At 71.2% G+C, this 20,252-nt stretch carries 20 protein-coding genes; 17 read left to right on the forward strand and 3 right to left on the reverse strand.

The annotated features are described in order from the left end of the window. Positions 1–128 precede the first annotated feature (128 nt). A complete protein-coding gene (locus tag M4D53_RS00005; RefSeq protein ID WP_259951340.1) occupies positions 129–1,508 on the forward strand; it encodes an NtaA/DmoA family FMN-dependent monooxygenase in 1,380 nt (459 codons plus the stop codon). Then, positions 1,501–2,385, forward strand: a complete 885-nt coding sequence (locus M4D53_RS00010) for a ribokinase (protein ID WP_259951341.1) — start codon at positions 1,501–1,503, stop codon at positions 2,383–2,385. The genes M4D53_RS00005 and M4D53_RS00010 overlap by 8 nt, the downstream gene beginning before the upstream one ends. A gap of 22 nt (positions 2,386–2,407) precedes the next feature. On the opposite strand, the gene M4D53_RS00015 is transcribed toward M4D53_RS00010, so the two are convergent. Next, complete coding sequence (locus M4D53_RS00015; protein WP_187662210.1) at positions 2,408–2,995, reverse strand: PadR family transcriptional regulator; 588 nt, start codon at positions 2,993–2,995, stop codon at positions 2,408–2,410. A gap of 103 nt (positions 2,996–3,098) precedes the next feature. Here M4D53_RS00015 and M4D53_RS00020 point away from each other — a divergent pair, with 103 nt between their 5' ends. Further along, the gene (locus M4D53_RS00020) at positions 3,099–3,608 is read left to right on the forward strand and encodes a flavin reductase family protein (protein WP_187662209.1); all 510 of its coding nucleotides are present in this window, start codon (positions 3,099–3,101) and stop codon (positions 3,606–3,608) included. Next, entirely contained in the window at positions 3,605–4,018 is a 414-nt protein-coding gene (locus M4D53_RS00025) for a riboflavin kinase (RefSeq protein ID WP_259951342.1), read from the forward strand. The genes M4D53_RS00020 and M4D53_RS00025 overlap by 4 nt, the downstream gene beginning before the upstream one ends. Here M4D53_RS00025 and M4D53_RS00030 read toward each other — a convergent pair whose 3' ends face one another. After that, entirely contained in the window at positions 4,019–4,669 is a 651-nt protein-coding gene (locus M4D53_RS00030; RefSeq protein ID WP_259951343.1) for an amino acid deaminase, read from the reverse strand. Positions 4,670–4,787: 118 nt separating this feature from the next. Here M4D53_RS00030 and M4D53_RS00035 point away from each other — a divergent pair, with 118 nt between their 5' ends. Genes M4D53_RS00035 through M4D53_RS00060 form a run of 6 tightly spaced genes read left to right on the forward strand, consistent with a single transcriptional unit; the run spans position 4,788 to position 9,772 of the window. Beyond that, positions 4,788–5,480, forward strand: a complete 693-nt coding sequence (locus tag M4D53_RS00035) for an HAD family hydrolase (RefSeq protein WP_259951344.1) — start codon at positions 4,788–4,790, stop codon at positions 5,478–5,480. Positions 5,481–5,482: 2 nt separating this feature from the next. After that, the gene (locus M4D53_RS00040; RefSeq protein ID WP_259951345.1) at positions 5,483–6,472 is read left to right on the forward strand and encodes a phosphate/phosphite/phosphonate ABC transporter substrate-binding protein; all 990 of its coding nucleotides are present in this window, start codon (positions 5,483–5,485) and stop codon (positions 6,470–6,472) included. Position 6,473: 1 nt separating this feature from the next. Further along, positions 6,474–7,298, forward strand: a complete 825-nt coding sequence (gene phnC / locus M4D53_RS00045) for a phosphonate ABC transporter ATP-binding protein (protein ID WP_259951346.1) — start codon at positions 6,474–6,476, stop codon at positions 7,296–7,298. A gap of 26 nt (positions 7,299–7,324) precedes the next feature. Next, entirely contained in the window at positions 7,325–8,119 is a 795-nt protein-coding gene (gene phnE / locus M4D53_RS00050) for a phosphonate ABC transporter, permease protein PhnE (RefSeq protein ID WP_396817987.1), read from the forward strand. Further along, positions 8,116–8,931, forward strand: coding sequence for a phosphonate ABC transporter, permease protein PhnE (gene phnE / locus M4D53_RS00055; protein ID WP_187662204.1), 816 nt, complete (start codon positions 8,116–8,118; stop codon positions 8,929–8,931). Before phnE (M4D53_RS00050) ends, phnE (M4D53_RS00055) begins: the two co-directional genes overlap by 4 nt. Next, the gene (locus M4D53_RS00060; RefSeq protein WP_259951349.1) at positions 8,918–9,772 is read left to right on the forward strand and encodes a MurR/RpiR family transcriptional regulator; all 855 of its coding nucleotides are present in this window, start codon (positions 8,918–8,920) and stop codon (positions 9,770–9,772) included. The genes phnE (M4D53_RS00055) and M4D53_RS00060 overlap by 14 nt, the downstream gene beginning before the upstream one ends. A 132-nt stretch (positions 9,773–9,904) precedes the next feature. Here M4D53_RS00060 and M4D53_RS00065 read toward each other — a convergent pair whose 3' ends face one another. Then, positions 9,905–11,413, reverse strand: coding sequence for a PucR family transcriptional regulator (locus M4D53_RS00065; protein WP_259951350.1), 1,509 nt, complete (start codon positions 11,411–11,413; stop codon positions 9,905–9,907). 93 nt (positions 11,414–11,506) lie between these two features. Here M4D53_RS00065 and gabT point away from each other — a divergent pair, with 93 nt between their 5' ends. The 7 genes from gabT (at position 11,507) to M4D53_RS00100 (ending at position 20,214) form a co-directional block, all read left to right on the forward strand. Beyond that, a complete protein-coding gene (gene gabT / locus M4D53_RS00070; RefSeq protein WP_187662201.1) occupies positions 11,507–12,868 on the forward strand; it encodes a 4-aminobutyrate--2-oxoglutarate transaminase in 1,362 nt (453 codons plus the stop codon). Positions 12,869–12,959: 91 nt separating this feature from the next. Continuing rightward, positions 12,960–14,342 carry a flavin monoamine oxidase family protein gene (locus M4D53_RS00075; RefSeq protein ID WP_101848465.1) on the forward strand — a complete coding sequence of 461 codons (1,383 nt, stop codon included), beginning with the start codon at positions 12,960–12,962 and terminating at the stop codon, positions 14,340–14,342. Next, positions 14,342–15,226, forward strand: coding sequence for a universal stress protein (locus tag M4D53_RS00080; RefSeq protein ID WP_259951351.1), 885 nt, complete (start codon positions 14,342–14,344; stop codon positions 15,224–15,226). Before M4D53_RS00075 ends, M4D53_RS00080 begins: the two co-directional genes overlap by 1 nt. Beyond that, positions 15,226–16,782, forward strand: a complete 1,557-nt coding sequence (locus tag M4D53_RS00085) for an APC family permease (RefSeq protein WP_259951352.1) — start codon at positions 15,226–15,228, stop codon at positions 16,780–16,782. The genes M4D53_RS00080 and M4D53_RS00085 overlap by 1 nt, the downstream gene beginning before the upstream one ends. 14 nt (positions 16,783–16,796) lie before the next feature. Then, positions 16,797–18,263 (forward strand): NAD-dependent succinate-semialdehyde dehydrogenase, encoded by a 1,467-nt coding sequence (locus tag M4D53_RS00090; RefSeq protein WP_187662198.1) that lies wholly within the window; start codon positions 16,797–16,799, stop codon positions 18,261–18,263. 25 nt (positions 18,264–18,288) lie between these two features. Then, positions 18,289–19,653 (forward strand): NAD-dependent succinate-semialdehyde dehydrogenase, encoded by a 1,365-nt coding sequence (locus tag M4D53_RS00095; protein WP_259951353.1) that lies wholly within the window; start codon positions 18,289–18,291, stop codon positions 19,651–19,653. Between the two features lie 123 nt (positions 19,654–19,776). Then, a complete protein-coding gene (locus tag M4D53_RS00100) occupies positions 19,777–20,214 on the forward strand; it encodes a pyridoxamine 5'-phosphate oxidase family protein (protein ID WP_259951354.1) in 438 nt (145 codons plus the stop codon). Positions 20,215–20,252 lie beyond the last annotated feature (38 nt).

A 20,252-nucleotide genomic window follows, 5' to 3' on the forward strand; every position in this document is an offset into this window, starting at 1 on the left:
TTGGCCCCCGGGGGGGGGCCCCCCCCCCCCCCCGGGCCGGGGGGGCCCCCCCCCGCCCCCCGGGGTTCCCCCGGCGTGCCCGGAAACTCCGAACGACTCCATCCCCCACTCCCAGGAAGGCATCCGCCATGACCGCTCAGCACCCCGTGAAGACCCTGCGGCTCGGACTCTTCGAGAACGCCCAGGCGAACGACTCCGGCACCGCGACCTGGCGCCACCCCGACAATCGGCGCTACCTCTTCGACAAGCTCGACTACTGGCGCGACACCGCGCGCCTGGTCGAGAACGCGGGCTTCGACTTCCTCTTCCTCGCCGACGCGTGGGGCTGGGCCGACGTCGCCGGTGAGCGGCCGGAGATCTGCTCCGTCGAGGGCCTGGATCTGCCGCGGCTCGACCCGGCGATCATCCTCGCCGCCCTCATCCCGGAGACCACCCGCCTGGGCCTGGTCGCCACCGGATCGACCCTGCTCGAGCCGCCGTACTCCTTCGCCCGACGCCTGGCCACTCTCGACATCCTGTCCGGGGGCCGGATCGGCTGGAACGTCGTCACCACCGGCACGGCCGACACCGCGGTGCAGGGCTTCGGCGTGCCGATGGTGGGACACGACGAGCGCTATCTGATGGCGGACGACTTCATGCAGGTCGTCTACAAGCTGTGGGAGGGGGCCTGGGAGGAAGGGGCGCTGGAGCGCGACAAGTCCGGTCGCTTCGCCGACCCGGCCAAGGTCCACCGCATCGCGCACGACGGGCCCTACTTCCGCTCGCACGGCTACGGCAACACGCAGCGCTCGCCGCAGGGCACGCCGGTGCTGTTCCAGGCCGGGGCGTCGCCCGCCGGTCGCGAGTTCGGCGGCAAGCACGGCGAGGCGATCTTCGTCGGGAGCGGCTCGGTCGAGCAGCTCCGCACGCATTCCTCGGCGATCCGCGAGGAGGCGGTGAAGAACGGCCGTGCGGCGCACGAGGTGAAGATTATGTCGGCGTTCGCCGCGGTCGTCGGCAGCACCGAGGAGGAGGCCCGCCGCACCTACGCGGAGGTCGCCGATGCGCAGAATCCCGAGGTCACCGTCGCCTCCTACGCCTGGTTCACCGGTCTCGACCTGTCGTCGTACGACCCGAGCACGCCGATGTCCGAGCTCCGCACCGAACTCTCGCAGACGCAGGTCGCGCGCTTCGCCGACAAGACGGTGGGCGATGTCCTGGCCGACTGGCACGCGCACGGCGTGGGCGCCCGCCCGATCGTGGGCACGCCGGAGCAGGTGGCGGACCGGATGATGGAGCTCGCCGACGGCGCCGACCTCGACGGCTTCCTCTTCGCTCCGGTGATCCCGCCGGCCTCGACCGCCGACTTCATCGAGCACGTCTTGCCGATCCTCAAGGAGCGCGGGGCGATCGCCGACCCCGCAGCCGAGCCGGAGTCGCTGCGGGAACGGCTGATGGGCACCCCGACGCCCGCGCTCGCCGACTCCCACATCGGGTCGTCGTTCCGGCGGACGATGGCCCGTGTCTGACAGCCTCGCCGGCGTCGCCGTCGTGGGGAGCGCGAACCTCGACCTCGTGGTCGAGGTGTCGCGTCCTCCCCGCGTCGGTGAGACGCTGCTCGGCCGGGCCGGAGGCCGCTTCCCCGGTGGCAAGGGTCTGAACCAGGCTGTCGCCGCGGCCCGCGCGGGAGCCGTGACCACGTTCTGCGGCGTCGTCGGAGCGGACGAGGCCGGCGCCGTTCTGGAGGCGGCGCTGACGGAGGCGGGAGTGGACGCCGCGCTCCGCCGCTCCGCGTCCGCGCCGACCGGGGTCGCGCACGTGCTGGCCTTCGACGAAGGCGACAACAGCATCCTCGTGGCGGCGGGGGCGAACGGCGAGCTCACTCCGGAAGACGCCGTGGCCGGGACCGTCGGGGCGGCCGTGATGCTCACTCAGCTCGAGGTGCCCTTCGCCGCGGTCGCCGCCGCCCTGGCCGCCGCACATGCCTCCGGGACCCTCACGATCCTCAACGCCGCCCCCGCGCACCCCGCCGCCGTCGACCTGCTGCCGGAGGTGGACGTGCTGGTCGTGAACGAGACGGAGTGCGCGGAACTCGGCGGCGTCGAGCGGCTCCTCGGCGCCGGCGCCGGGGCGGTCGTGCTCACGGAGGGGGCCGCCGGTGTGACGCTGCATCGGCCAGGGCGCCCCGGCGTGCACGTGCCGGCCTTCCGCATCGACGCCGTCGACACGACGGGAGCCGGGGATGCCTTCTGCGGCGCCCTCGCTGCGGGGCTCGCCCAGGGTCACGACATCGAGCACGCTCTCGTCCGTGCCTGTGCCGCGGGGGCGATCGTCGCCCGTCACCGTGGGGCGACCACTCCGGCGCTGTCCGTCACCGCTCTGGAGGCTCTGGTAGCGCGGCGCTGAGTCCGCGCTGGGCGCGGCGGTATCAGCGCGTAGGGGTGGTCTCCGCCGTCTCGCCGGCGAATGTGTACGCTCCGGCACGCAGCCGCTCCAGCAGCGTCAGGAGCCACTCCTTCTCGGCGGTGAGTCGGGCGGTGGAGAGGTCGAAGATCTCGCGCACGTACTCCGGGGTCGTCTCCGAGCGCAGGGTGTCCTGCACGTCGAAGCCGTTCTGCGTGATGATCGCGTCGCTCTTGATGAGCCGGTGCTCGAGGCCGGCGATGACCTCCTGCCGGCTGAGGACGAACATGAACGAGGCCACGGTCATGATCGCCTGGGTGTCGAAGGCCGCGACGTTCCAGAGGTTCTCGCGCAGCATGCGCTGCAGCTCCACCTCGCCGGCCGGGGTGATGCGGTAGGTGGTGCGCGCGGGGCGCTTGCCCTCCGTCTCGGTGCCGCTCTCCGCCACGTAGCCGTCGACTTCGAGCGCGCGGAGGGCGTTGTAGATCGAACCGGGCTGGATGTGCGCCCACTCGTCGACGTGCCAGGTCATGAGCTCGCGGCGCAGGAAGTAGCCGTGCACCGGTTGGAACTGCTTGACGGCACCGAGGACGACGAGGCGGGTGGTCGACATGCGCTTCATGCTAACGGTTCAGTGCGGTGGAACCTGTTGTTTGTATGGTCAAAAATGCATATAATCCAAACTAGTCAAAGTTGACTACCGAAAGGACTTCGTGATGACCACTGCCGTGACCGACGCCCTGCCGCGGGACCGCGCTCTCCGTCGCGCCTTCTCCGTCTACCCGACCGGTGTGGTCGCGCTGGCCGCGCACGTCGAGGACCGCGCCGTCGGTATGGCGGTCAACTCCTTCACCTCGATCTCGTTGGAGCCCGCCCTCGTCGCCGTCAGCGCCGCGCGCACCTCGAAGACGTGGCCCGTGCTGCGCGCCGTCCCCGAACTGGGGATGAGTGTCCTCGCGGCGCACCATGAGCCGCTCAGCCGCTCCCTGTCCGCGCGCGAAGGCGACCGGTTCGGCGGCCACGCGTGGCATCGCTCGGAGGGTGGGGCCGTGCTGATCGACGACGCCGCGCTCTGGCTCACGTGCCGGCTGCACAGCACGTTCGACGGTGGCGACCACGAGATCGCGCTCTACGAGATCCAGGATGTGACGCTCTTCGACGGCGTCGAGCCGCTCGTGTTCCACCAGAGCCGTTACCGCGCCATCTCGCCCGCCGGAGACGTGTGAGCGGACCGGCGCCCCGGGTGCTCTCCGGCCTGGTCGTCCCCGGCGACGGTCGCGGTCGGCTGCTCGGCTTCCCGACCGCGAATCTCGCCCTGTCCGAGCGGCTGCTGCCCGACGATGGGATCTATGCGGCGTGGGCGCTGTTGCCCGGCGACGACCGGCGGTGGGAGGCGACGGCGAGCATCGGCGTCAATCCGACGTTCTGTGGCGACCGGGCGCGGCGTCTCGAGGTGCACCTCCACGACATCGACCGCGACCTCTACGGGCAGCTGCTGTCGGTCGAACTCGTCGCGCTGCTCCGGCCGACGCTCCGTTTCGATGGAGTCGAGGAGCTCGTCGCCCGGACCGCCGCGGATGTCGCGGCCTCGCGGCGGCTTCTCGCCGCGGAGCGGCGCACGTTCGCGAGGCGCTGACTACGCCGCGTTCCAGCGGAGTCGCGGCAGCGTGGGGAACTCGGTGAGGATCGCCGCCGCGTCGGTCACGGGGAAGAGCGTGACCGGGAGCGGGGGGAGCCCCGGCGATGGTGCGACCGCGTAGGCCAGGGCCGCCGGCCCCTCCGACGCGCTCAGAAAGACCCGACTCTCGCGGCCGGCGACGGCGACCGTGGATCCGTGCAGGCCTGCGGACAGGGCGGCGGCCGCGGCGGTCGCTCGGGCCAGGAGTGTCGGACCGGGGAGCCAGGGGAGGAAGGCGTCCTCGGGGAGTCCGCAGGCGACAGCCAGCGCCGGGGTCAGCCAGCGGTCGCTCTTGAGGCCGTAGGGGGTGGGCTCCCGCGAGAGCAGGTAGCCGTAGCAGTGCAGGAGCCCGGCGTTACCGACCGGCCAGGTCGCCGGCAGGCCCGCGCGCCGGTGGAGCTCGTCGAACAGGGCGGGCGCGATGACGCCCGTGCCGGTGTTCTCGTCGACGGCGGTCGACCGGCCCCACGCGGCGAAGCGCCTCGCATCGCGATCAGCCCGGAGTGAGGCATCGAGCCGGGGCAACGCGTCGATCGCGCTCTGCGCGGCGACCGGGGTGCTGGTCGCGGCGCGGTCGGCGGCGTGCATGAGGGCAGCGAGTTCGGACACGGCGTTCACCATACGGGAACGACGTGGACGGAGTGTTCACGCGGCGTTCATGCGCTGTGGGCGTTCCGTCCATGTCGTTTGCCCATGCTGGACGGAGCGTCCGCACGGAAGGAACCCCGTGACCACCATCCTCCTCTTCGACTTCGACGGCACGATCGCGCTCGGCGACGGCCCTGTCCTCGCCTACGCCCGACATGTGGCCACCGCGCTGGGCGCGTCGGAGCGGTTCGTCGACGACGTCCGCATCGCGCTCGCCGCCGCGGGCCCCGACGCCGTCGACGGGTACGACGTCGTCCGCCGCGCGGCGGACAGCTTCGGCGCCGACGGTGCCGTGCTCAGCGCGGCCTACCTGGCGAGCCGCGCCCAGCTCGCCACGGCTGCGGCTCCGGTCACGGTCCCGAGCGGCCTGGTCGAGTTCCTTCGGACCGCCGGCCCCGTAGCGGAGCGCGTGCTGGTGACCAACGCCCCCGCCGTGCGTCTTCCGGAGGCTCTGGAGCACCTCGGGCTCGCGGGACTGTTCGACCGCATCGTGACCGATGCCCGCAAGCCCGCCGGGATGGAGGAGGTCCTCGATGCGCTGCCGCCCGATGCCCGCATCCTGAGCATCGGCGACATGTGGCGAAACGATCTCGCTCCCGCACACGCCCGCGGCCACGCCACCGCGCTGATCGGGGGCTTCGCCGACCCGGCAGCGACCCCGACCTTCCGCGCGGCCGACTTCGCCACTCTCGCACCGCAGCTCGAGGCTTGGCTGCGGGCCACCGACTCCTCCGTTCCGTCCACTTCACACACCCTCACCACCGAAGGATGATCATGCGTACCTCCCCCTTCCGCCGCCCGGTTCTCGGTCTCGCCGCCGCCGGTGCCCTGCTGACCGTCGCGCTCGCCGGGTGCTCCGGCACCGCTGCCGGGTCCGACCCGTCCGCCGCCCCCGCCGAGGATCCGGACTCCCTCGTCCTCGCCCTCGTCCCGTCGCAGGACCAGGACGGCCTCGTGGAGACAGCCGCCCCGCTGACCGACTACCTCACGGAAGAGGTCGGGATCGAGGTGACCGGTGTCGTCTCGAAGGACTACCAGGCCGCGGTCGAGGCGATGGGCGCGGGGCAGGCGCAGATCGGCTTCCTGCCGTCGCTGCAGCTCTGGCAGGCGAACGACATGTACGACGCGTCCGTCGTGTTGCAGACCGAGCGCAACGGCAACATCACCTACCCGGCGCAGTTCATGACGAACAACCCCGACAAGTACTGCGAGGACGAGCCGGTCCCGCGTGACGGGATGCTCTTCTGCAACGGCGCCGACGCCATGACCGGACCCGCCGGTCTCGACAGCATCGACAAGGTGGAGGGCGCGAAGGTCGCCGTCCTCGGCCCGGGGTCCCCCGCCGGTTACATCTACCCGATCCTCGCGCTCCAGGAGGCGGGCCTGGACACGGACGCGGACATCGAGCAGATCCCGGTGACTGCGAACGACGCGTCCGTGCTGGCCGTCTACAACGGCGACGCGGAGGTGGGCTTCAGCTTCTGGGACGCCCGCACGATCGTGCAGAAGGACACCCCGGACGTGGGGGAGAAGGTCGTCGTCTTCGCCATGACCGAGGAGATCCCGAACGACGGCGTCGCTCTGTCTGCCGACCTGTCCCCGGAGCTGCAGGAGCGCATCACGACCGCGCTCGAGGAGTTCTCGAACACGGAGGAGGGCTCGACGATCCTGGAGAGCATCTACTCGATCACCAAGCTCGCACCGGCCGATCCCGCGTCGCTCGACGTCGTCGCCCGGGCCGCCGAGGCCCTGGGGCTCCAGTAAGTTGTCCGCTCCGCATCAGCCGGTGGACGCCGTGGCTCCGGCCGCGGCGTCCACGCCGTGGAACATCCGTCTCGACGATGTGACGGTGCGCTATCCGAACGGCACGATCGGGTTGAACCGCGTCTCACTGGACATCGCCGCGGGCGAGATGGTCGCCGTCGTCGGGCTCTCCGGCTCGGGGAAGTCGACTCTCATCCGCACGATCAACGGCCTGGTACCGGTCACCTCCGGCACCCTCGACGTCGGCGGGCATCGCGTCAGCGGCGCCTCCCCGCGCACGCTGCGCCGGCTCCGGGGGGACATCGGCATGGTCTTCCAGGGCTTCAACCTCGCCGGTCGCGCCAGCGTGCTGCACAACGTGCTCGTCGGGCGTCTCGCCCACACGCCGCTGTGGCGCACACTCCTCGGTGCCTATCCTGAGGTTGACCGGCAGCGCGCGTACCACGCCCTCGACCGGGTCGGGATCCTGCCCAAGCTGCACGCGCGGGCCTCCGATCTCTCCGGCGGCCAGCAGCAGCGCGTCGCGATCGCCCGCGCTCTGGCGCAGGAGCCTCGCGTCGTCCTGGCGGACGAGCCGGTGGCGAGCCTCGACCCGCCCACGGCGCACGGCGTGATGAACGACCTGCGGCGCATCAACCGCGATCTCGGCATCACGGTGCTCGTCAACCTCCACCTGCTCGACCTCGCCCGTGAATACGGCGCCCGGATGATCGGCATGCGCGCGGGCGAGATCGTCTACGACGGCCCCGCCGCCGGTGCCTCGGACGCGGACTTCGAGGGCATCTACGGCCGGTCGCTCACCTCGGACGATCGGCTGGACGCGTGACCCCCGTCATCGACCAGGACACCGCGGTGGCACCGCTCGACGTGCCCGGGCGCCCACCCGGTGCCTGGAAGGGAGCCGCTGTCCTGGCGGGTGTGGTCGCCGTGACGGTCGTGATGTGTCTGCCCGGTGTCGGCATCGGAGTCGACCTCGACGCGATCGCGCGCAACTGGCAGAACGGCGCCGACAAGGTGCTGAAGCTGCTGGTGCCCGACTGGTCGTTCTTCCCGCGCACGGTCCCGCCGCTGATCGAGACCTTGCAGATGGCGGTCATCGCCACCGCCCTGGGCGCCGCCGTGTCCTTGCCCCTGAGCTTCTGGGCGGCGCGGGCGACGAACCCGAACACGGGCGCGAGACTGGTCGTGCGCGGGGTCCTCAACATCGTGCGCAGTGTTCCCGACCTGCTGTACGCCGCCATCCTCGTGGCGATGGTGGGCGTCGGCGCCCTTCCCGGGATCCTGGCGCTGGTCCTGTTCAACATCGGCATCATCGTCAAGCTCGTCTCCGAGGCCATCGACACGAACGACCGCGGGCCCCTCGAGGCCGGCCGGGCCGTGGGCGCGACGCAGATGCAGATCAACCGGACGCTCGCCCTTCCGGACGCCTGGCCCGCCTTCGCGAACCAGACCCTCTACGTCTTCGAGCTCAACGTGCGCGCATCGACCGTGCTCGGACTCGTCGGCGCGGGCGGGATGGGGCTGCTCATCGACGCCGTCCGCACGTTCTACCGCTACGACCAGCTCTCGCTCATCATCCTCGAGATCCTCATCGTGGTGATCGTGATCGACGTGGTCTCCGACGCCGTCCGGCGGAGGCTCGTATGACCGCGCCCCTCACCGCCGTCCCCGCCCGGCCTCGGCGCCCCTGGCTCCTCGTCGGATGGGGCCTCGTGACCGCCGTGATCGTGCTGGCCTTCTGGTCGATCGACATCTCCTGGGCGCGCCTCGCCGATCTCCCGGCGGAGATCGTCCGCTACACCGTGCTCATGTTCGGCGACCCGAACTGGGAGAAGCTCCCCGAGGCCCTGGGGCAGACCTGGCGAAGCATCGAGATGGCCTGGGTCGGCACGGTCCTCGGCATCCTCCTCGCGACCCCCCTGAGCCTGCTGGCCGCTCGCGGCTTCGGACCGGTCTGGCTGCGCAATCTGCTTCGCGGGCTGTTCTCGCTCATCCGCGCGGTCCCGGAGATCATCATCGCGATCGTGATCCTCTCGGTGACAGGGCTCACACCCTTCACGGGAGCCTTGGCGCTCGCACTCAACGGCATCGGCACCCTCGGCAAATGGGGCTATGAGGCCGTCGAAGCCGTGCCCCGTGGCCCCATCGAGGCGGCACACGCGGCCGGCGGCAGCACTCTCCAGGTGCTGCGATGGGGAGTGTGGCCACAGGCGGAACCGGCGTTCTGGTCGTTCTGGCTCTACCGCTTCGAGATCAACGTGCGCTCGTCGGCCGTCCTCGGCCTCATCGGCGTCGGCGGCATCGGTGACATGCTCACCTCCTACACCCAGTACCGTGAGTGGTCGACGGTGGGTGTCCTGCTCATCGTGGTTGTCACGGTGACGATGCTGATCGACGCGGTATCCGGCGCGATCCGCCGCCGGATCATGGAGGGAGCCCGAGCCCGTGTTCGCCCCTAGCTCTCCGCCGAGCGTGCGCATCGCCGCGGTCCGCAACACCTTGCAGCCCGCGGAGCGGCGGGTGGCCGAGCTCATCCTGGACTCCGCCGACGCCGTCGTGGAGTGGACAGCGCAGGAGCTCGCCGACCGGGCGGGTGTCGGCCGCGCCACCGTCGTCCGTGCGTGCCAGGGCTTCGGCTACCGCGGCTACCCGCAGCTCCGGGTCGCGCTGGCCGCCGAGCTCGGCGGGGGGAGCGGTGACGCTGCGGTCGATCACGGGCCGGGTGTGCTGGGGCGGATGCGCGGTGAGATCGACCGTGTCGCGGCGTCCCTCCCCATGCTGGCGAGTCTCCTGGACCCGGCGACCGTCGACGCGGCAGTCGCCGCGACCGCTTCCGCGCGACGTGTGCTGGTCCTGGCGAACGGTCTCTCGTCGCCGATCGCGAGCGATCTGGCGATGCGGCTCACGGCGGCAGGGCGACCGGCGGAGTTCATCGCCGACGCCATCGCCCAGCAGATCGCGGCCCGGCATCTCACGGAGCAGGACGTGTGCGTCATCGTCAGTGGTTCCGGAGCCAATGAGGCGAGCCTGCGTGTCGCGACCGCCGCCGCCCGCGGCGGTGCGACGGTGATCGCACTCACCTCGTTCGCGTCCTCCGCGCTGACCGACGCGGCCTCCCTGTCGCTCGTCATCACCCCGGCCGGGGTGAGCTTCCGCGAAGAGCTGCAGCACGCCTCCCGCGTCGCCTTCCTCGTGTTCGCCGAGGTTTTCGCGGCCGCGGTCACCTCCGCCCGCGGCGACGCCGCCGTCCAGGCTCGGGCACACGCCCTCGAAGTGGTCTCCGACAACCTCGACGGCTGAGGGACCGCGGTTCCGGCTGCACGACCTCGGTCCGCGGGCATGACCTGGCGGGCCGATCCGTCGTGCAGGTGTCGCGCAGTCGTGCAGGCGTCGCGGGGGGAAAGGGGGGAGGCGGGGACGGAAGGGGCCGGGTCAGTCGCGGGCGGTCTGCAGGAGGGCCCACACCTCGGCCCGGGCGGGGAAGGTCGTGAGGTCGGCCCCGAGGAGGGCGCCGGCATGGGAGACCCGGGAGCGGAGGGTGTGCCGGTGGATACCGAGGGCGGCCGCGGCCTGCTCGGCCCGCGTGTCGTGGTCGAGCCAGGTCCGCAGCGCGTGTTCGAGCGCGGTGCCGTGGGCGGCGTCGTGTTCCCGGAGCGGAGCGAGCCGCGACTCCGCGACGAGCCGGGCCTCATCCGTCGCCAGCGCCGTGAGCAGGCTGGATCCGACCGTGTCGGCGTACCGGACGGCGCCGCTCGTGCCCGGCTGTCGGAGAGCGATGAGCGCCTGGGCGTGCGCGCGGGAGAAGGCGTCGTACCCCTCCGGGGCCGAGACGCCGACGCGGGCGCTGAAGCGCGAGGCCGCGTCGTCGAGAAGAGCCTCGTCGGCCGCGGACACGCAGATGACCACGCCGTCCTCGGAGTCCGCGAGGAAGGCGGGCGTCCCGTGCTCGACCCGTCGGCGCTCCCACCAGTCGAGGAGAGGCTCGGCCGGGGCATCCCCGGTCACCGCCACCACCACGGGGGCGGGCGGAAGGCTGCCGAGGACACGGCGCGCGAGGCCGGGGTCGTCGCTCAGGAGCGAGCGCAGCAGCTGCGTGTGCAGCCGGCGTCGGCCGCGGGCGAGCTGCTCGCTCTGCTCCCGCGCCAGTCCCGCCATCGCGATGACCGAGGTGACGACGGCCCTGGCCTCCTGGTCGAGGGCGTCGGCCGCCACGGCGAGGACGCCGCGCAGGTGCCCGCCCCGCCCCACCGTGAAGAGCATGAAGGTGTGCGCATCGAGGGTGAGGGACTGCCCCGCCTCGAGTCCGCGGTCGAGGATCTCCTGGACCCGGGTCCCGAGCCCTTCCCGGACAGTCGCCGAGAGGGCGTCGCGGGGGTGGGCGACGATCAGGTCGCCCGCCGCGTCGAACATGCCCGCCCAGGCGCCGAGTCGACGGCCGAGTTCGGTGATGATCGCCTCGAGCCCGCGCGGCCGGAGGGCGGCGAGGGCGAGGGCGCGCTGGGTGTCCAGCGCCCAGGTGCGCCGGGCGTAGGCCTGCGCCGCGATCGCCTCGGAGTGCGCGCGGGCCACGGCGATGAACGGCGTGCGGTACGGCACCTCGAACAGGGGGATGCCCTGGTCGGCGCACGCCGCGATCAACTCTTCCGGTGTTCCCGAGCGATGCACGTCGGTCCCGAATCCGAGCCCCAGCACGCCGCGCTCGGCGAGGCGGACGACGTAGGGGGCGATGGCCTCCGCGTCGTCGAACTGCGTGCCGGTGGTGAGGAGGACGAGGTCTTCCGCGAGGAAGGGCGTCGGGTCCGCGAGGTCGGAACTGTGCACCCAGCGCAGTGGCCGGTCGAGCGCGCCGTCCGGCAGATCCGCTGCGGTGGAGACGAGGCGCAGGTCGAGATCCCGGCGGCGCAGCAGGGCGGACAGCGTGGAGGGATCGGCGGGGGCCATACGATCTCCGGTTGTACGAGACGGCGAAATCAATTCTCTGATTGTACGACCCGGCGAATGCGGGCGTCTCCGCTGCCGCCGTACGCTCGCGACATGGCTCTCCTCGACACCGCAGCACCCGCAGTCCCCCTCGGCGGCCCCGACCTCCCGCAGGAGCGTCGCCTCGTCACGGAACTCCCCGGCCCGCGGTCGGCCGAGGTCCTCGCCCGCAAGGCGGACGCGGTCGCCGCCGGTGTCGGTCACACGGTGCCGGTCGCCGCCGTCGCGGCCGGGGGAGGAGTGGTCGTCGACGCCGACGGCAACTCGCTCATCGACCTCGGCTCCGGCATCGCCGTGACCACGGTCGGCAATTCGCACCCGAAGGTGGCCGCCGCCGTGGCCGCGCAGGCGGCGCAGTTCACGCACACCTGCTTCATGATCTCGCCGTACGAGTCGTACGTCGGCGTCGCCGAGGCGCTCAACCGCGTCACCCCCGGCGACTTCGCCAAGAAGAGCGCCCTGTTCAACTCCGGCGCCGAGGCTGTCGAGAACGCGATCAAGATCGCCCGCAAGCACACCGGTCGTCAGGCCGTCGTCGCGTTCGACCACGGCTACCACGGCCGCACGAACCTCACCATGGCGCTGACCGCGAAGTCGATGCCGTACAAGAGCGGCTTCGGACCGTTCGCCCCCGAGGTGTACCGCGCGCCGATGTCGTACCCGTTCCGCGACGGGCTCGAGGGCGGCGAGGCCGCGGCCCGCGTGATCCTCCAGCTCGAGAAGCAGATCGGCGCCGACAACCTCGCCGCCGTCATCATCGAGCCGATCCAGGGTGAGGGGGGCTTCATCGTCCCCGCCGACGGCTTCCTCCCCGCGATCGTCGACTGGTGCCGCGCGAACGGCGTCGTCTTCATCGCCGACGAGGTGCAGACCGGGTTCGCCCGCACCGGACACATGTTCGCCAGCGAGATCTTCGGCATCGAGCCCGACCTCATCACCACCGCCAAGGGCATCGCGGGCGGGCTGCCGCTCGCCGCCGTGACCGGCCGCGCCGAGATCATGGATGCGTCGCACTCCGGTGGCCTCGGCGGCACCTACGGCGGCAACCCCATCGCGTGCGCCGCGGCGCTCGCGGCCATCGACGTGTTCGAGAACGACGGCGTCATCGAGCGTGCCCGCGAGATCGGCGAGATCCTCCTCGGCCGCCTCACAGCCCTCCAGGCCGAGGACGCCCGCATCGGCGACGTCCGCGGTCACGGTGCGATGGTCGCCGCCGAGTTCGTCGACCCGGAGACCAACGCTCCGGACGCCGCGCTCACGGCTGCTGTGGCCAAGGCGTGCATCGCCCAGGGCGTCATCGTCCTCACCTGCGGCACGTACGGCAACGTCATCCGCTTCCTCCCGCCGCTGTCCATCGGCGACGAGCTGCTGAACGAGGGCCTCGACGTCGTGGCCGAGGCGCTGGCCGGCGCCTGACACCCTGTCCGGTCGCGTCCCCGGATCGGGGGATTTCGGGACGCGACCGGTACTTCATCCCCCGCATCCCCCGACGACGAAGGAGTTGCAGATGGCTGAGATCACCCGCGACGTGCTGATCGTGGGCGCCGGAGCCGCAGGGCTCACGGCGGCCAACGACCTGCGGAAGGCCGGGCTGTCGGTCGCCGTGCTGGAGGCCCGCGACCGCGTGGGTGGCCGCCTGTGGACCGACGTGATCGACGGCGCCATGCTGGAGATCGGCGGCCAGTGGGTCTCGCCCGACCAGGACGCGCTCAAGGACACGATCGAGGAGCTGGGGCTCGAGACCTACAGCCGGTACCGCGAGGGCGACAGCGTCTACGTCGGCCCGGACGGACAGGCCCACCGCTTCACGGGCGAGATGTTCCCGGTGTCGGCGGAGACCGAGGCCGTGATCGCGCGCATCACCGGCATCCTCGACGCCCTCGTCGCCGAGATCGACCCGGACAAGCCGTGGGAGCACCCGAACGCGGCCGAGTGGGACTCGATCTCCTGGGACGCCTGGCTGCGCTCGCAGACCGACGACGACGAAGCCGTGCGTAACCTCGCCTTCGCCACCGGCTCGGCGATGCTGACCAAGCCGACCCACGCCTTCTCGCTGCTGCAGTCGCTGCTCATGGCGGCCTCGGCCGGCTCGTACTCGAACCTCGTCGACGCCGACTTCATCCTCGACAAGCGCGTCGTGGGAGGGCTCCAGCAGGTGCCGCTGCGCCTCGCCGAGCGCCTGGGCGAGGACGTGCTGCTGAACCAGCCCGTCCGCAGCCTGGAGTGGTCGGATGACGGGGTCGTGGCGACCACCGACGACCTCACGGTGCGGGCGCGGTACGCGATCCTCGCGCACGCCCCCATCCTCTACAACCGCATCTCCTTCGTCCCGCCGCTGCCGCGTCGCCAGCACCAGCTGCACCAGCACCTCTCGATGGGCTTCGTCATCAAGGTGCACGCCGTCTACGACCGCCCGTTCTGGCGCGAGCAGGGCCTGAGCGGCACGGCGTTCAGCCCGTACGAGCTCTCGCACGAGGCCTACGACAACAGCAACCACGGCGACGAGCGCGGCACTCTGGTCGGCTTCGTGTCCGATGCGAACGCCGACGGCGTGTTCGAGCTGTCCGCCGAGGAGCGCAAGGAGCGCATCCTCGAGTCGCTGTCGCACTACTACGGTCCCGAGGCGAAGAACCCGGTCGTGTACTACGAGAGCGACTGGGGCAGCGAGGAGTGGACGCGTGGCGCCTACGCCGCGAGCTTCGACCTGGGCGGCCTGCACCGCTACGGCGCCGACCTGCGCACGCCCGTCGGACCGATCCACTTCGCCTGCAGCGACATGGCAGGAGCGGGTTACCAGCACGTCGACGGGGCGATCCGCATGGGCCACTTCGTCGCGGCGAACATCGTCGACGCCCGCCGCGAGGCCGGCGCTCCCGAGAGCATCGGCTGATGACCGGCTCGGTCGTCGTCGGCTACACGGCGACGGATGCGGGGGCGGACGCGGCGGCGCTGGGCGCACGTCTGGCGCGCAGCATCGGTGCGACCCTCCACCTCGTGATCGTGCTGCCGACCGAGGGCACCCGGAGCGCCGCCGTGCCACCGGAGCGCGCCTACGAGGACGTCATCCGGAAGCAGGCGCGGAGCTGGCTGCAGGACGCGGTCGTGCGTCTCCCGCAGGAGCTGGTGCGCAGCGGCCATGTGCGCTTCTCCGAGTCGTTCGCCGAGGGGCTCATCGCCGCCGGTGAGGAGTTCGCCGCCAGCGTCATCGTGATCGGCACGGCCGGCGGCGGCCTCTTCGGCCGGCATCGCCTGGGCAGCGTCGCATCGGAGCTGCTGCACTCCTCGCCGATCCCGGTGGCCCTCGCACCCTCCGGGCTCGCGCAGCAGGACGACCACGTGCTTCCGCGCGTCACGGTCGCCGTCGGCACGCGTCCCGGCGCGGAGGGCGTGCTCGACCAGGCCGTCGCCCTCGCCGGCGCGGCCGAGGTGAGCCTCCGGCTGGTGTCGCTCGTGCCGTTCGACGTGCCGCCGGGACTCGACACCGGCGCGATCCGCCTCGCCGGCAGCGAGCACGCGCACCAGGTGCTGGCCGTGGCGGCCGAGCGCCTGCCGGACGGCCTCGGCGCCGTCGTCGAGGAGGCGCCGGGCGAGACGGTGGAGGACGCCGTGGCCGGGCTCTCCTGGCTCCCCGGCGAGGTCGTCCTCGTCGGCTCCAGCCGGCTGGCGCAGCCACGCCGTCTCTTCCTGGGCTCCACGGCGGCGAAGATGCTGCACGAGCTGCCCGTCCCCATGATCGTCGTCCCGCGCACCCGCATCGAAGCAGGAGACCGCTGATGAGCAGCACCAACCGGGCGACGGAGCCCGCATCCGGCGTCACGACCGGAATCTCGACGAAGGGCCTGAGCGCCGGCACCGTCGGCCTGATCGGCGCCGTCGTGATCGGCATCTCGTGCATCGCCCCCGCCTACACGTTCACGGCCGCCGTCGGCCCCACCGCGTCCGAGGTGGGCGCGCAGATCCCGGCGATCATCCTCGTCGGCTTCATCCCGATGCTCCTCGTGGCCTTCGGCTATCGCGAGCTCAACAACCGCATGCCCGACTCCGGCACTTCCTTCACCTGGGCCGCCAGGGCGTTCGGGCCGTGGGTGGGCTGGATGGCCGGATGGGGCCTCGTGGTCGCCACGATCCTCGTGCTGTCCAACCTCGCCGGGGTCGCGGTCGACTTCCTGTTCCTGCTGCTGTCGCAGATCACGGGCGACGCCGAGATCGCCGATCTCGCCGGCGTCACCTGGATCAACATCGGCGTGTGCCTGCTGTTCATGCTCGGCGCGACGTGGGTGTCGTACCGCGACATGCAGACCACGCAGAAGCTGCAGTACTGGCTGGTCGGATTCCAGATCCTCGTGCTCGTGTTCTTCGCGGTCGCCGCGATCGTGCAGGCCGTGGGCGGCAACGGCTTCGACTACCAGCCGTTCGACCTCAACTGGTTCAACCCGTTCGCGATCTCGTCGTTCAGCGCGGTCGCCGCCGGTCTGTCGCTGTCGATCTTCATCTTCTGGGGCTGGGACGTCACCCTCACCATGAACGAGGAGACGAAGGACCCGGAGAAGACCCCGGGCAGCGCGGCCACCGTCACGGTGCTCACGATCGTCTCGCTCTACCTGCTCCTCGCCGTCGCGATGATCATGTTCGCGGGCGTCGGTACGGGGGAGCTCGGCCTCGGCAACGGCGACATCCAGGAGAACGTGTTCTTCCACCTCTCCGGGCCGATCCTCGGGCCGCTCGCGTTCCTCGTGTCGCTCGCGGTGCTCACGAGCTCGGCGTCGTCGCTGCAGTCGACGTTCGTCGGCCCGGCACGCACCCTGCTCGCGATGGGTCACTACGGCGCGCTGCCGAAGTCGTTCGCGAAGGTGAGCCCCCGGTTCTTCACCCCGGGCTACGCCACCATCGTGTCGGCCATCGTGGCCTCCGCGTTCTACGCCGTGATGCGCGTGGTCAGCGAGGACACCCTGTGGGACACGATCCTCACGCTCGGCATGATGATCTGCTTCTACTACGGGATCACGGCGTTCGCCTGCGTCTGGTATTTCCGCAAGCAGTGGTTCGACTCGGCGCGGAACGTCTTCTTCACCTTCCTGTTCCCGCTGGTGGGCGGCATCATCCTGGCGATCCTGTTCTTCACGACGCTGATCGACTCCATGGACCCGGCCTACGGCTCCGGGTCGGAGATCGGCGGCATCGGGATCGTCTTCATCCTCGGCATCCTCATCATCGTCGTCGGGATCGCCGTGATGATCTGGAACGCCATCCGCCGCCCCGCCTTCTTCCGCGGTGAGACGCTGGGTATGGACGCTCCGCCCAGCCGCCGTCGTCGTCCCACGTCCGTCTGAAAGAGAGAGAATCCATGAGCACTCAGAACGAGCAGGCGCTGCTCGACAGCATCCCCACCGGCCTCTTCATCGGCGGGGAGTGGATCGAGGGGGAGACCGGCGCGACCTTCGACGTCAAGGACCCCTCGACCAACCAGGTGATCCGCACGATCGCTGACGCCACCCCCGCGGACGGCATCCGGGCGCTCGACGCCGCCGTCGCCGCACAGGACGAGTGGGCCGCGACCGCGCCGCGCGTGCGCGGGGAGATCCTCCGCCGGGCGTTCGACCTCGTGCAGGAGCGCAAGGAGGACCTCGCGCTGCTGATGACGCTCGAGATGGGCAAACCCCTGGCCGAGGCCCGCGGCGAGGTCGCCTACGGCGGCGAGTTCCTCCGCTGGTTCAGCGAGGAGGCCGTGCGCATCAGCGGCCGCTACGGCCTGAACCCCGAGGGCACCGGTCACATGATCGTGTCGCAGCGCCCCGTCGGTCCGTCGTTCTTCGTCACGCCGTGGAACTTCCCGTTCGCGATGGCCACGCGCAAGATCGCCCCGGCCCTCGCCGCCGGCTGCACCGTGGTGATCAAGCCCCCGGCACTCACGCCGCTCACGACCATCTTCTTCACGACGCTGCTCGAAGAGGCCGGTCTGCCCAAGGGTGTCGTCAACGTCGTGCAGACCTCGAAGTCGAGCGCCCTGTCGGCGCCGATCATCGCCGACCCGCGTCTGCGCAAGCTCTCCTTCACCGGATCGACCGAGGTCGGCCGCAAGCTCATCGCGCAGGCCGCCGAGGGCGTGCTCCGGGTGTCGATGGAGCTCGGCGGCAACGCCCCGTTCGTCGTGTTCGACGACGCGGACCTGGACAAGGCCGTGGAGGGCGCGCTGGCCGCGAAGTTCCGCAACATCGGTCAGGCCTGCACGGCGGCGAACCGCTTCATCGTGCACAAGGACGTCGCGGGCGAGTTCGCCAAGCGCGTCACCGAGCGCGTCAACGGCATGAAGATCGGTCGCGGCACGGAGGACGGCGTGGCGATCGGCCCGCTCATCGACGAGGACGCCGTGGCCAAGGCCGGCGAGCTCGTCGACGACGCCGTCGAGCGCGGCGCGACCCTGCTCGCGGGCGGCAAGGCGCTCGAGGGCACCGGCACGTTCTACGAGCCCACGGTCCTCACCGACGTCGTCCCCGGTTCCGCGATCCTCCGCGAGGAGATCTTCGGCCCGGTGCTCGCGATCGCGACCTTCGAGACGGAGGACGAGGCCGTGCGTCTCGCCAACGACACCGAGTACGGCCTGGTCTCCTACGTGTTCACCGAGAACCTGCAGCGCGGTCAGCGGATGATCGACGCGCTGGAGACGGGCATGATGGGTCTCAACGTGGGTGTCGTCTCGAATGCGGCGGCTCCCTTCGGCGGCGTCAAGCAGTCCGGCGTCGGCCGCGAGGGCGGCTTCGAGGGCATCCACGAATACCTGTCCACCAAGTACACGCTGATCCCGGTCTCCTGACCGGCACGGCAAGAGGAGGAGAGACATGACCGACTACGCCGTCGTCAACCCCGCCACCGGCGAGACCCTGGCGTCGTACGACACGTTCACCGACGCGCAGATCGAGGAGGCCGTCGCCGCCGCGGACGAGGCCCACCGCGAGTGGTCGCGCTCCACCACGGTCGCCGACCGTGCCGCGCTGCTGCGCCGTGCGGCCGAGCTGCACCGCGAACGCCGCGAGGAGCTGGCCGACATCTTCGTGCGCGAGATGGGCAAGCCCCGGGATGCCGCACTCGGCGAGGTCGACTTCGCCGCCGACATCGCCGAGTACTACGCGGACCAGGCCGAGGACATCATGGCCGACCAGCCCATCAAGATCCTCGGGGAGGGGTCGGCGATCATCCGCCGCTCCTCGCTGGGACCGCTCGTGGGCATCATGCCGTGGAACTTCCCGGCCTACCAGATCGTGCGCTTCGCGGCGCCGAACCTGATCGTCGGCAACACGATCCTGCTGAAGCCCGCGCCGCAGTGCCCGGAGTCGTCGAGCGCGATCGAGGCGATCTACCACGACGCCGGCTTCCCGAAGGGCGCGTACCAGAACGTGCTCGCGACGAACGACCAGATCGCGGCCATGATCGCGGACCGGCGGGTGCAGGGGGTGTCGCTGACCGGCTCCGAGCGCGCCGGCGCCGCGGTCGCCGAGGTGGCGGGGCGCAACCTCAAGAAGGTCGCGCTGGAGCTGGGCGGGTCCGACCCGTTCATCGTGCTCTCCACCGACGACCTCGACGCCACCGTGCAGGCGGGTGTCGACGCGCGGCTCGACAACAACGGTCAGGCCTGCAACGGCGCCAAGCGCTTCATCATCGTCGACGACCTCTACGACGCGTTCGTGGAGAAGTTCACGGCGGCGATGGCGGCCGTCGAGGCGACCGACCCCACGCTCGACGACACGGTCCTCGGCCCGGTCTCGTCGGAGGCGGCGGCGGAGAACCTGCAGAAGCAGATCGACACGGCCGTGGCCCAGGGCGCGACGCTGCTCACGGGCGGTACGCGCGACGGGGCGTTCTTCGCGCCGACCGTGCTCGCCGACGTGACCCCGGAGATGGACGTCTACCGCGAGGAGCTGTTCGGTCCCGCGGCGGTCGTGTACCGCGTCGCGGACGAGGACGCGGCGGTCGCGCTGGCCAACGACACCACGTTCGGCCTCGGCTCCTACGTCTTCACGACGGACGAGGCGCAGGCGGAGCGGGTGGCCGACAGGATCGAGGCGGGCATGGTCTACGTGAACCTCGTGCTCGCCGACAGCCCGGAGCTCCCGTTCGGCGGCATCAAGCGCAGCGGCACGGCACGCGAGCTGGGCCACCTCGCCGCCGACGAGTTCGTCAACAAGAAGCTGATCCGCATCGGCTGATCGTCGACCCACCCCCTTGCGGCCGAGCGGCCCCCTTGCGTGCGTACGCAAGGGGGCCGCTCGCACGAGAGGGGCCGGGTCGACGGGGGTGCGCGTCGAGGACGGACGAGGCACAATGGCGGCATGAGCGCGCACACGGATCCGGTCCAGACCCTCACCGCGGAGCAGAGCTGGGAGCACCTGCGCAGCCAGGAGCTCGGGCGGCTCGTGACCCGGGTCGGCGACACCATCGACATCTTCCCCGTGAACTATGCCGTGGACGGCGAAGGCCTGCTGTTCCGCACCGCCCCCGGGAGTAAGCTGTTCGAGCTGACGGTCACCGCCGACGTGCTCTTCGAGGTCGACGACCACACGGACACCGCGGCCTGGAGCGTCATCGTGCGCGGACGTGCGGAGGCTCTGGAGACCGACGCCGACATCGAGCGGGCGGAGGCGGCTGGCCTGCGCCCGTGGATCCCGACCGACAAACGCGTGTACGTGCGCATCGCCCCGGCATCGGTGTCCGGCCGTGCGTTCCGGCGCGATCCGGAGCCCGACCGGGACGGGCCGCAGGAGTACTGAGCCCGGCCCGGGGAGGCGTCGGCGGGCGTAGGGTCGGG

This window comes from Microbacterium meiriae (genome assembly GCF_025143875.1).
Taxonomy (GTDB): domain Bacteria; phylum Actinomycetota; class Actinomycetes; order Actinomycetales; family Microbacteriaceae; genus Microbacterium; species Microbacterium meiriae.

Excerpts from the sequence above, each read along its gene's own strand:
- M4D53_RS00065 (WP_259951350.1), bottom strand. The coding sequence starts at position 11,413 with ATGGCCCCCGCCGATCCCTCCACGCTGTCCGCCCTGCTGCGCCGCCGG.
- M4D53_RS00080 (WP_259951351.1), top strand. The coding sequence starts at position 14,342 with ATGACCGGCTCGGTCGTCGTCGGCTACACGGCGACGGATGCGGGGGCG.
- M4D53_RS00020 (WP_187662209.1), top strand. The coding sequence starts at position 3,099 with ATGACCACTGCCGTGACCGACGCCCTGCCGCGGGACCGCGCTCTCCGT.
- M4D53_RS00085 (WP_259951352.1), top strand. The coding sequence starts at position 15,226 with ATGAGCAGCACCAACCGGGCGACGGAGCCCGCATCCGGCGTCACGACC.
- M4D53_RS00040 (WP_259951345.1), top strand. The coding sequence starts at position 5,483 with ATGCGTACCTCCCCCTTCCGCCGCCCGGTTCTCGGTCTCGCCGCCGCC.
- M4D53_RS00005 (WP_259951340.1), top strand. The coding sequence starts at position 129 with ATGACCGCTCAGCACCCCGTGAAGACCCTGCGGCTCGGACTCTTCGAG.
- M4D53_RS00095 (WP_259951353.1), top strand. The coding sequence starts at position 18,289 with ATGACCGACTACGCCGTCGTCAACCCCGCCACCGGCGAGACCCTGGCG.
- M4D53_RS00100 (WP_259951354.1), top strand. The coding sequence starts at position 19,777 with ATGAGCGCGCACACGGATCCGGTCCAGACCCTCACCGCGGAGCAGAGC.
- M4D53_RS00015 (WP_187662210.1), bottom strand. The coding sequence starts at position 2,995 with ATGTCGACCACCCGCCTCGTCGTCCTCGGTGCCGTCAAGCAGTTCCAA.
- gabT (WP_187662201.1), top strand. The coding sequence starts at position 11,507 with ATGGCTCTCCTCGACACCGCAGCACCCGCAGTCCCCCTCGGCGGCCCC.
- M4D53_RS00090 (WP_187662198.1), top strand. The coding sequence starts at position 16,797 with ATGAGCACTCAGAACGAGCAGGCGCTGCTCGACAGCATCCCCACCGGC.
- M4D53_RS00075 (WP_101848465.1), top strand. The coding sequence starts at position 12,960 with ATGGCTGAGATCACCCGCGACGTGCTGATCGTGGGCGCCGGAGCCGCA.
- phnE (WP_187662204.1), top strand. The coding sequence starts at position 8,116 with ATGACCGCGCCCCTCACCGCCGTCCCCGCCCGGCCTCGGCGCCCCTGG.